12 protein-coding genes and 1 other RNA gene are annotated in these 9,598 nt (G+C 34.4%); 7 read left to right on the top strand and 6 right to left on the bottom strand.

Annotation, left to right across the window (positions count from 1 at the left end; genetic code table 11):
* On the bottom strand, positions 1-478 hold a 478-nt coding region (locus G4Z05_RS08965; protein WP_205597402.1), incomplete at its 3' end, for a transposase.
* A gap of 197 nt (positions 479-675) precedes the next feature.
* Here G4Z05_RS08965 and G4Z05_RS08960 point away from each other — a divergent pair.
* From G4Z05_RS08960 to G4Z05_RS08940, 5 genes are all read left to right on the top strand, one after another.
* Entirely contained in the window at positions 676-1,236 is a 561-nt protein-coding gene (locus G4Z05_RS08960) for an SLOG family protein (RefSeq protein WP_163251622.1), read from the top strand.
* Positions 1,237-1,325: 89 nt separating this feature from the next.
* On the top strand, positions 1,326-1,628 hold the full coding sequence (gene gpsB / locus G4Z05_RS08955) for a cell division regulator GpsB (RefSeq protein WP_038535789.1): 303 nt from the start codon (positions 1,326-1,328) through the stop codon (positions 1,626-1,628).
* Positions 1,629-1,708: 80 nt separating this feature from the next.
* Positions 1,709-2,103: RNase P RNA component class B (rnpB, locus tag G4Z05_RS08950), an RNA gene on the top strand.
* Between the two features lie 130 nt (positions 2,104-2,233).
* On the top strand, positions 2,234-3,370 hold the full coding sequence (locus tag G4Z05_RS08945; protein WP_163251620.1) for a THUMP domain-containing class I SAM-dependent RNA methyltransferase: 1,137 nt from the start codon (positions 2,234-2,236) through the stop codon (positions 3,368-3,370).
* Between the two features lie 55 nt (positions 3,371-3,425).
* On the top strand, positions 3,426-5,357 hold the full coding sequence (locus tag G4Z05_RS08940) for an ATP-dependent DNA helicase (RefSeq protein ID WP_163251618.1): 1,932 nt from the start codon (positions 3,426-3,428) through the stop codon (positions 5,355-5,357).
* 396 nt (positions 5,358-5,753) lie between these two features.
* Here the strand turns inward: G4Z05_RS08940 and G4Z05_RS08935 are convergent, their stop codons facing one another.
* From G4Z05_RS08935 to G4Z05_RS08915, 5 genes are all read right to left on the bottom strand, one after another.
* Positions 5,754-6,053, bottom strand: a complete 300-nt coding sequence (locus tag G4Z05_RS08935; RefSeq protein ID WP_163251616.1) for a metal-sulfur cluster assembly factor — start codon at positions 6,051-6,053, stop codon at positions 5,754-5,756.
* 13 nt (positions 6,054-6,066) lie between these two features.
* Positions 6,067-7,311 (bottom strand): hypothetical protein, encoded by a 1,245-nt coding sequence (locus tag G4Z05_RS08930; RefSeq protein ID WP_163251614.1) that lies wholly within the window; start codon positions 7,309-7,311, stop codon positions 6,067-6,069.
* Between the two features lie 15 nt (positions 7,312-7,326).
* Positions 7,327-7,533: a DUF2249 domain-containing protein gene (locus tag G4Z05_RS08925; protein ID WP_163251612.1), complete on the bottom strand. Its 207-nt coding sequence runs from the start codon at positions 7,531-7,533 to the stop codon at positions 7,327-7,329.
* 21 nt (positions 7,534-7,554) lie between these two features.
* On the bottom strand, positions 7,555-7,788 hold the full coding sequence (locus tag G4Z05_RS08920) for a DUF2249 domain-containing protein (protein WP_163251610.1): 234 nt from the start codon (positions 7,786-7,788) through the stop codon (positions 7,555-7,557).
* A 148-nt stretch (positions 7,789-7,936) separates the two neighbouring features.
* A complete protein-coding gene (locus G4Z05_RS08915; protein ID WP_163251608.1) occupies positions 7,937-8,092 on the bottom strand; it encodes a hypothetical protein in 156 nt (51 codons plus the stop codon).
* A gap of 121 nt (positions 8,093-8,213) precedes the next feature.
* Between G4Z05_RS08915 and G4Z05_RS08910 the strand changes: the two genes are divergently transcribed.
* Together G4Z05_RS08910 and G4Z05_RS08905 are read left to right on the top strand one after the other, a co-directional pair.
* A complete protein-coding gene (locus G4Z05_RS08910; protein ID WP_163251606.1) occupies positions 8,214-8,447 on the top strand; it encodes a DUF2249 domain-containing protein in 234 nt (77 codons plus the stop codon).
* A gap of 240 nt (positions 8,448-8,687) precedes the next feature.
* Positions 8,688-9,581 (top strand): DMT family transporter, encoded by an 894-nt coding sequence (locus G4Z05_RS08905; protein WP_163251604.1) that lies wholly within the window; start codon positions 8,688-8,690, stop codon positions 9,579-9,581.
* The last annotated feature ends 17 nt before the right edge of the window (positions 9,582-9,598 follow it).

Genomic DNA, 9,598 nt, shown 5'->3' with positions numbered 1-9,598 from the left:
ATTTACGTTTATTTGCACTTGCTTTAACATGCGTAGAATCAATAAATACATGTTCAGCACTAATCAACTTTTTATCAGAAGCTTCTTTTAGAATGCGGTAGAAGATTTTTTGAAATAGATCTGTATCCTTGAAACGTCTTTCATAGTTTTTTCCGAAGGTTGAGAAGTGGGGGACTTTATCATGAAACCCAAAACCTAAGAACCAACGATAAGCAAGATTTGTTTCAATTTCTTCAATAGTTTTGCGCATAGAGCGAATACCGAAGGTATATTGAATAAAAGCCATCTTAATTAATACAACAGGGTCAATACTTGGACGACCACGTTCAGATGAATACATATTCTCAACTAATTTATATATAAATGAAAAATCAATAGCAGCTTCTATCTTACGAACCAAGTGATTTTCAGGAACCAGCTGGTCTAAAGTAATCATTTCTAATTGATCTCGATTTACTTGTGTATTTTTAGTAAGCATTTCAATATCACCTCGATATTCTATAACATAATTATACAAAAAATGTCGACAAAATCCTTTAAAAAAGGATTTTGTCGACAGTCTGACAAGGGCTATTTAGCCCTTGTTTTTTATTCATGTATTATTTATTAATATGTTATGCTAAATTTAAAAAAAGGTTTGTCCAATTATCAATAATTTTATTAAGGAGGCCGTCCTTGATTAAGGTATTAGCCATATCAGGATATAAACCATTTGAATTAGGTATATTTAAAAATAACGATCCAGCCGTTTATTACATAAAAGCTGCGTTTAAGAAGGCTTTGCAGTCAAAAATTGATGAAGGTTTGGAATGGATATTGATCAGCGGACAACTAGGGGCAGAACTTTGGGCCGCAGAGGTTGTTCTTGACCTAAAGGTTCAATATCCGGATCTTAAGTTGGCGATTATTACTCCATTTTTAGAACAAGAAGCATCTTGGAACGATAACAACCAGGAGTGGTATCATACTATTTTGGCACAAGCTGATTTTGTTAATTCGGTAACCAAAAAAAAGTATGAAAATCCGTGGCAATTACGCTTGAAAAATCAATTTATGATTGAAAAATCAGATGGACTGTTATTGCTATATGATCAGGATAAAGAGGGGACTCCTAAATATATATTTGAATTAGGATTGAAATATCAGGAAAATAATGAATACCCTATCGACCTTATCACATTTTATGATCTACAAATGATTGTCGAAGAAGAGCAGATGAAACAAGTCGATTTTTGATGTTTACTTCCATGTAATTGAAAATTGACAAAAACGAATATTTTTGAAAAAATAATAGGTAATGATTGGCTAAACTTGAGGTGATTTGAATGCTGTCAGATAAAGTGAAATTAACGGCAAAGGACATATTGGAAAAAGAATTTAAAACTGCGGTTCGCGGTTATAAACAAGAAGAAGTGGATAAATTTTTAGATTTAATTATTAAAGACTATGGAACGTTTCATCAAGAAATTGAAGAACTTCAGCAGGAAAATTTGAGACTACGTAAACAGCTTGAAGAGGCCACTAAAAGGCAGCCTGTTGCACAACCTGCTGGAACAACAAACTTTGACATTTTAAAGCGTTTATCCAATCTTGAAAAGCATGTTTTTGGTAGTAAATTATACGATTAACAATGTATACTAATATTTCCAAGTAATAACCATTGAAAAATCATCATTAAATACATATAATATGGATTGTAAAGTTAATAACGTTCGGGTAATCGCTGCAATGAGCGTATGCAAATTGTAGAGGAAAGTCCATGCTCGCACAAGCTGAGATGCTTGTAGTGTTCGTGCCTAGCGAATCCATAAGCTAGGGCAGCTGGTTAATCCAGCTGACGGCTGGGAAAGTACCTAAGTCCTTTTGGATATGGTATGATTACCTATAAAAGTGCCACAGTGACGATGCCTTCTTAGAAATGAGAAGGGTGGAACGGGTAAACCCCACGAGCGAGAAACCCAAATTATGGTAGGGGCACCTTCTCTGAGGAAATGAACGAGGAGAAGGACAGATTCGCTTGAATCTGTAGATAGATGATTACCGCCTTCGTACGAGGCTGAAATGCCGCTTGAAGTACTTAGGAACAGAACATGGCTTATAGAACGTTATTAATAATAGGATAAACTTTTACAGCTCTCCTATATTGGAGGGCTTTTTATTTGTATAACAGGATTGAATTTGCTTGGGGAAATTAGATAATAATGGCTAATAAATACAATATAAGGGTGAAACAATGGGAAAATATCAAATCATTGCGACTGCAGCGATGGGACTTGAAGCTTTAGTTGCAAAAGAAGTACGGGCACTTGGTTATGATTGTCAAGTAGAAAATGGGAAAGTTACATATCACGGAGACGAATATGCGATCGCTCGAAGTAATTTATGGTTACGCACCGCGGACCGGGTAAAAATAAAAGTTGGTGAATTTAAAGCATACACCTTTGATGAATTATTTGAGAGAACAAAGGCTCTTCCTTGGGAGCAATTTATTCCAGAGGATGCAGAATTTCCTGTTATTGGCAAATCTGTTAAATCAAAGCTTTTTAGTGTTTCAGACTGTCAGGCAATTGTAAAAAAGGCTGTCGTGGAAAGATTGAAAAAGCATTATAAAACAAATTGGTTTGAGGAAAAAGGAGCACATTATCGGATTGAAGTGGCCTTATTAAAAGATGTAGCTACTATTACAATTGATGCTAGTGGAAGTGGACTTCATAAGCGTGGTTATCGCGCAGATCAAGGGGAGGCACCTTTAAAGGAAACGCTGGCAGCTGCCCTTGTCATGCTGACTAATTGGAGGCCAGAGCGTCCATTTGTTGATCCATTCTGCGGATCTGGAACCATTCCTATTGAGGCTGCAATGATTGGACAGAATATTGCACCGGGCTTTAATAGGGAATTTGTTTCTGAGCAATGGAAATGGATCCCAGAGAAAGTTTGGAATGATGTTCGAACTGAAGCTGAGGATTTGGCCAAATACGACCAGCCACTTGACATTATTGGATCCGATATAGATCACAGAATGGTGAGAATTGCTCAACAAAATGCATTTGAAGCAGGATTAGGTGATTTAATTCAATTTAAACAAATGCAAGTAAAGGATTTTACTACCGATAAAGAATATGGAGTAATTGTCGGAAATCCACCTTATGGTGAAAGATTGGGAGAGAAAGCTGCCGTAGAGCGGATGTATAAAGAAATGGGTCAAACATTTAGTAAGTTAGATACTTGGTCTATTTATATCCTTACCTCGAATGAGGATTTTGAACATTTTTATGGAAAACCGGCTACGAAGAAAAGAAAGCTTTTTAATGGATTTATTAAAACAGACTATTATCAATATTGGGGGAAAAAACCTCCTATTAATAAGTGAAAACTGTAAATGATTAGCGTCTTATAGACGCTATTCTTTTTTGGGGAGGATTAAGATGCAAAACCGTTTGCCATTTACAATTTCAAAAAATGAAACATTTTATGAGAAATTTAGCGAATGGATTGGTGATATTTTTTATGAAATTTTACCGGAAGCGGGATTTGAACTGCGTGACGAACAGATCTACATGGCCTTTCAACTGGAAAAGGCATTTAAAGACAAAAGGATTATGTTTGCCGAAGCTGGTGTCGGTACAGGAAAAACAATTGTATATCTTTTATATGCAATTATGTATGCCCGCTATACAAATAGGCCTGGGGTCATTGCCTGTGCGGACGAGACGTTAATCGAGCAGCTTGTTAAAAAAGAAGGGGATATTACTAAATTGGAACAGGTTCTTGGGTTACAAATCGATGTTCGACTTGCTAAATCCCAAGATCAATACCTATGCTTAAAAAAACTCGATCATATGAAAGATGCAGACGATTTCGATGAAACGGCATCGATTTATGAACAATTACCAGATTTTGTTCACGTGACAGGTTCAATGCAAAAGTTTGAAAAGTATGGGGATAGGAAAGATTATCCTTCCTTATCTGATGAAACTTGGAGAAAGATCAGCTGGGATCCTCTACAGGATTGTTTTTCATGTGATAAACGCCACCGATGCGGTCTTACATTAAATCGGGAATATTATCGACATGCAAAGGATTTGATTATTTGTTCTCAAGATTTTTACATGGAACATATTTGGACGAAAAACGCTAGGATACGTGAAGGACAGCTTCCGTTGCTACCTGAACACTCATCGGTTGTATTTGATGAAGGGCACCTCCTGGAATATGCAGCCCAGAAAGCATTAAGCTACCGATTTACGGATTATACGCTTGAAAACTTGCTTACAAGGCTAATGGAAAATGATGTTCGGGAAAAGACATTACATACCATTGAAAAAGCATTAAGTGAGAATGAAGTGTTTTTTGATACAATCGCTCAATTTTCAACCAACACCGGCTCTGAAAAACAGGCCATTCAAAAAAACGCCATAGTTATCCAACACTGCTCCCAGCTTTTGACCACTCTTCAAGAACTGGAAGAGGAGCTAGTGTTTGAAAGTGAAATGTATGTCATTAATGAATATGATTTAAAAATTGTTGAGGAATATTTAGACCAAATTACTTATTCACTTTCTCTTTTTCTTCAAGATATTAAGGGGATTTCCTGGTTTGAACAACTGGGCGGGGAACGAACTTTGGTTATCATGCCAAGGATGGTAGAAGAATTTATGCGAGAAGAAGTATTTTCATATAAAAAGCCCTATATTTTTTCATCGGCGACAATGTCAAATCAGAAGAAATTTGACTATATTGCCAAAAGCTTGGGCGCAATTGATTATTTATCTTTTTCTGTTGATTCCCCGTTTGATTATGAAGAAAAAATGAAGATATTTGTTACGAAGTTTAAAGAAGGGAATAATGACAAGAAAATCCATTATTTGATTGAAAACATACGTTATTCAGAGGGACGAGCCTTGGTTCTATTTAATAACAAAGAAGAAATGGAATTAGTCAAGGAAAGGTTAAAAGCAGAACTCCCTTATACAATATATTTTGAAGGAGATGAGGAAATTAGTAATCTCGTTTCCAAATTTCAAAATGAAGAACAGTCAGTGTTATGTTCTATCCATTTATGGGAAGGACTCGACATACCTGGAAGATCACTAGAAAATGTTTTGATTTATTCCCTTCCTTTCCCACCTAATGACCCTGTCTTTACAGCAAAAAGGGAAGGGGTCATAGATCCATTTTCTGAAGTAGATTTGCCGTACATGTTATTACGTCTTCGTCAAGGAATTGGCCGATTGATCAGAAGTGAAAAAGATCAAGGTACAATTCATATATTAATGGATAAAAATATTGAATCTGAAGTTGTTGAAAAAATATTCAACGTATTGCCGACTTGTCCAGTAGTGAATGATATCGAATAGGGCTGGCCCCAAAGGTCCCAATAAGCGGCTTTTTAGGATTTTAGCCTCTATTTTTAATAATTTATGGATACAAACGTTTGATGAGTTATTGTTTCTAAATATTCAATGTCACACGGATTCTTTTTGTGTCATTTCTTTTTACATAAGAAGCGTTATAAAGGTTCTATGGCCACTTTGTATATATAAGTTCCTTTTTCCTTCGTAACATTGGTCGTGGTGACAAAAATCTTCCGAAAAGGAACAATCTACTTTTTGCACAAAGTTTTAGGCTATATTTTTCTCACTCAATTGTTTGGAAGGTGGATTCGCTTGCGCGGAATACGAGTAGATAGAATGGAAATTTACAGAAAAGGTTTAGAATAAAACAAAAAGAGGGTGGATACCCTCTTTTTTTCTCTATCTGCTTAATGCTCTGCGGCCCTCATCAGTCATTTTATCCGGTGACCATGCAGGCTGCCATACAAGATTCACTTTGACGTTCTTAACTTCTTCAATCGCTTCTACACAATGACGGACTCCACTTGTTATACTGTTATGGAGTGGACAACCAGGTGTTGTTAAGGTCATGTTGATGGTAACATCTTTTTCATCGGAAATATTTATTTGATATATTAAACCTAAATCAACTACATTTATACTTAATTCTGGGTCATAAACACTTTTTAATGCTTCAAGAATTTTATCTTCTAAACACATATAAAACACCCCTTTATTTCCTTAGAACATTAACAATAGAAATGGCAAAGATAATGAATGTAATAGAAAGTAAAAATTGTCCAATAGTAAAAAATATAGTTTGTTTGAATATAATCGCAAAAAATACGATGAAAACATTAACAATAAATAGAAAAAGAATTGGAGAGATTATTTTCTCATTCATCATCTCTTTTAAGGTAGGAACTTTTGTTTTACCAATATCCTTACTATATTTATGTGTCCACCATAGAAAAGGAACAATTTTATATAAATATCCGACAATACTTAGTACAATCCAAAGCAAAATATAGGTATAGATAATTGGACCTGCTAAATTTTCAAATTGTCTTATTAAAAGTAAAATTAAGGCAGTTAGATGAATGAGATTTCCGAATCCAATGGCAACTAATGCAAACAGAAATGGTTTATCCAATTTTTTCTTCATTCTTTTTTTGATAATGATGCTAATATGCCAACTAAAAGTAGAAAAGCCGATAAATAATAGAAGAAAACCAGTTATGAACAAGAAATATTGACCATTGAAAAAGGAAATGAGTGTAATCAATAATCCTGTGATATACATTCCATAAACATATCTAGCCTGGGTCATTGGATAACCATGGGAAAGTGAAAACATGGGCACCATTTTATAAGAAAATCCAAAAATTAAGAGGGTAAACCAGCCTGCTAATCCTAATAACAAATGACTCTTAAATATGGAAGTATAATATTCTGAACCAGTACCTGCATTCATCATGTATAGTAATGTGAGTCCTAAACCAATTGTTAAGAGTAAGCAAATTAATGCAGAGCCAACAAAGGCAGTTAAAATATTGGGGGATTTTTGTGTTTTTAGTGTCATCATCATTTGAAATAAAAACATAAGTATCCCCACAAGTGTAAGAATTCCAGGAATCATTGCATAATGAGGAGACAAATATAGCATAGAAGAAAAACTAGTGATACCTGCTGCTGTAACAAAAAATTGGATAAACCCAAATTTTTCATTCCATATTTTTGTTAAGAATGCAACTGGTACTAGTTGATACATTGCCCCCATGGCAACCATTAATGCCCATCCAAGAATTAATAAATGGGCCACTGACCAAATGGGTGGAATTCTGAAACTACCGTTTGCGATTAGTTGACCGTCAATAAGTAACATGAACTGTGAAAAGACAAGAGCGGCTAAACTAAAAAGAATAAATGAAAAGGGGAGTTTAATATTAGTTTCACTCCCTAAATTTTGCGGAAACATTATTTCTTCACCTTCCTAACGGAAGATTTCAATTTTAAAACTTCCGTCTTCTTGTTGTTCTGTTCGCTGTTGGTAACCTAATTCTTCAAGTTGTTCATATAGAAACATCGGTCGTCTGTCATTGATGATTGTTAAAACTTCACCTTCCTTTAAATTTTCTAATGCAGCCAAAGTACGCATCATTGGCTGAGGAGGTTCTAACCCACGATTATCAAGAATCATAATAAATCCCCTTTCTTTCATTTAATTTTTCTTAGTAAATGTTACTTTCCAATGTTTCTTCTCGATTTCTTCTGCATCATGAGTAAAGCCCTTTGCTTTTAATACCGCAAATAAAGGTACTGGTTTAAATGGTGCATGCAAAATAAAAACATCATCTTTCTCTAACGCTTTTACAGCATCCATAATTTTTTGAAATGGTTCAATTTTATTTTTTAAATCTTCTCGAACATCCAGTTCAACGATTTTTTGTGCCATGATTAATCGCCTCTTTCTTTATCATTCCTATTATTTAACTACATTGTAACAGTGGAATCCTGTTATAAATGTGATGCGTGTCATAGTTTATAAATGAAAACCATTCTCATTATGACAATTTTGTGAATGAATATAAAAAAAATCCGCATTAATTCATTTGCGGATTGTCGGTGTTGCTTTTTAACGTTGCATAGCATTCAAAGCAATAAATTCTTTTTTCATCTGTAACTACTCCATTAAAAAATCCCTCTAAACAGAAAATTTCTTTTGAACAAGAATGACATGTTCCGATTAACTCTTTCAAAAGATTACCTCCAAGCAATTAAGTATGCATAAGATCATGTTTTTGATGTGACAGAACTCACTAAATGAAGGATCAGTATTATTTATAATGGAAAAGAAGTTACATAGAAGGAGTGAAAATAATGGAAACTTATGAAAAAGTGATTCATGTACCAGATTATCCTCCAAAGGAAAAACATCCAACCATTTTTAAAGCCTTTGATGAGTTAGCATCTGGTAAAACAATGCAAATTGTTAATGATCATGATCCAAGACCACTTCTCTATCAGTTTATGATGGAGAGACCTGAGCAGTTCACTTGGGAATACCTTGAAGAGGGCCCTGAAATCTGGAAAGTGGCAATCAGTAAAAAGTAATTTCTATTGGCACAAAGTGTACGATAACTCACACCCTCTCTAGTTACATTCATTTATAATACTATGCATCCTCTTTTTCTATCATTATTTTACAACAGAATCTATTTCTGTTGTTTTTTTTTATATTTATCCCAAAACCTATTTTTTGAAAAGTATGATAAAATTATTGAGATATAAGGGGGAATTTTTCGTGAAAGTAGAAAAATTAGGGAAGTATAGTAGAAAGGTAGATCAGTTAAATTGAAAAAAGCTCTGCCAATATTATTCATTGCCATAAGTGCTTCTTTATGGGGGATTATTGCCATTTTTGTAAGGAAACTATCGTTCATTGGTTTTTCTTCTATGGAAATTGTCACTATAAGAGTGGTAATAGCAACCTTGTTGCTTACCTTCATCGGTATAAGAAAATACCGTTCACAAATGGCGATTTCAGTTAAGGATGTGAAATTATTTATCGGGACAGGAATTTTTAGTATAGTTTTGTTTAATTGGTGCTATTTTTCTTCGATAAATCAAATGAACTTGTCGATGGCTGTGATTTTATTATATACAGCACCGGCATTTGTCACAGTTTTATCTTATTTCTTTTTAAAGGAAAAAATGGATTGGATTAAGGTTGTTTCTGTTATCGGAACAATTCTGGGGTGTATTCTCATCACGGGTGTGCAGGTTGGAGATACTTCATCTATTAATATGATAGGTATTATCACAGGACTAGGTGCAGGTTTTGGTTATGCTTTATATACGATATTTGGGAAATTTGCCTTATTAAAATATCCCCCTTTTACAGTTACATATTATACTTTTATAGTCGCTTCTTTAGCATTAATACCATTAACAAGTCTTTGGGAAAAGGGCATGATGCTCTTTAGTAGTGATGTACTTATTTATGGGGTTGGTTTGGGTCTAGTTCCTACGGTAATCGCATATTTATTTTATACTAAGGGACTTGAGCAGCTGGATGGAAGTAAAGCAGCAATTGTAGCAACAGTGGAACCAGTTGTGGCCACATTATTAGGTGTTTTTTTGTATGAAGAAGGTTTTGGTATCATTCAAGCATTTGGATCAATAATTATCTTAATTTCAGTCACGCTTATTAATATTCCAAAAAAACAAAAGGCTTCAATCCATTAGATTGAAGCCTCATTATT

It is taken from the genome of Neobacillus thermocopriae (assembly GCF_010975035.1).
Lineage (GTDB): Bacteria > Bacillota > Bacilli > Bacillales > Cytobacillaceae > Neobacillus > Neobacillus thermocopriae.
The sequence above is the reverse complement of the archived record's forward strand: the minus strand, read 5'-3'. Positions and strand labels throughout refer to the sequence as shown.

Coding starts and splice junctions, on each gene's coding strand:
- gpsB (WP_038535789.1), top strand. CDS start 1,326: ATGCTGTCAGATAAAGTGAAATTAACGGCAAAGGACATATTGGAAAAA.
- G4Z05_RS08945 (WP_163251620.1), top strand. CDS start 2,234: ATGGGAAAATATCAAATCATTGCGACTGCAGCGATGGGACTTGAAGCT.
- G4Z05_RS08940 (WP_163251618.1), top strand. CDS start 3,426: ATGCAAAACCGTTTGCCATTTACAATTTCAAAAAATGAAACATTTTAT.
- G4Z05_RS08935 (WP_163251616.1), bottom strand. CDS start 6,053: ATGTGTTTAGAAGATAAAATTCTTGAAGCATTAAAAAGTGTTTATGAC.
- G4Z05_RS08930 (WP_163251614.1), bottom strand. CDS start 7,311: ATGTTTCCGCAAAATTTAGGGAGTGAAACTAATATTAAACTCCCCTTT.
- G4Z05_RS08925 (WP_163251612.1), bottom strand. CDS start 7,533: ATGATTCTTGATAATCGTGGGTTAGAACCTCCTCAGCCAATGATGCGT.
- G4Z05_RS08920 (WP_163251610.1), bottom strand. CDS start 7,788: ATGGCACAAAAAATCGTTGAACTGGATGTTCGAGAAGATTTAAAAAAT.
- G4Z05_RS08910 (WP_163251606.1), top strand. CDS start 8,214: ATGGAAACTTATGAAAAAGTGATTCATGTACCAGATTATCCTCCAAAG.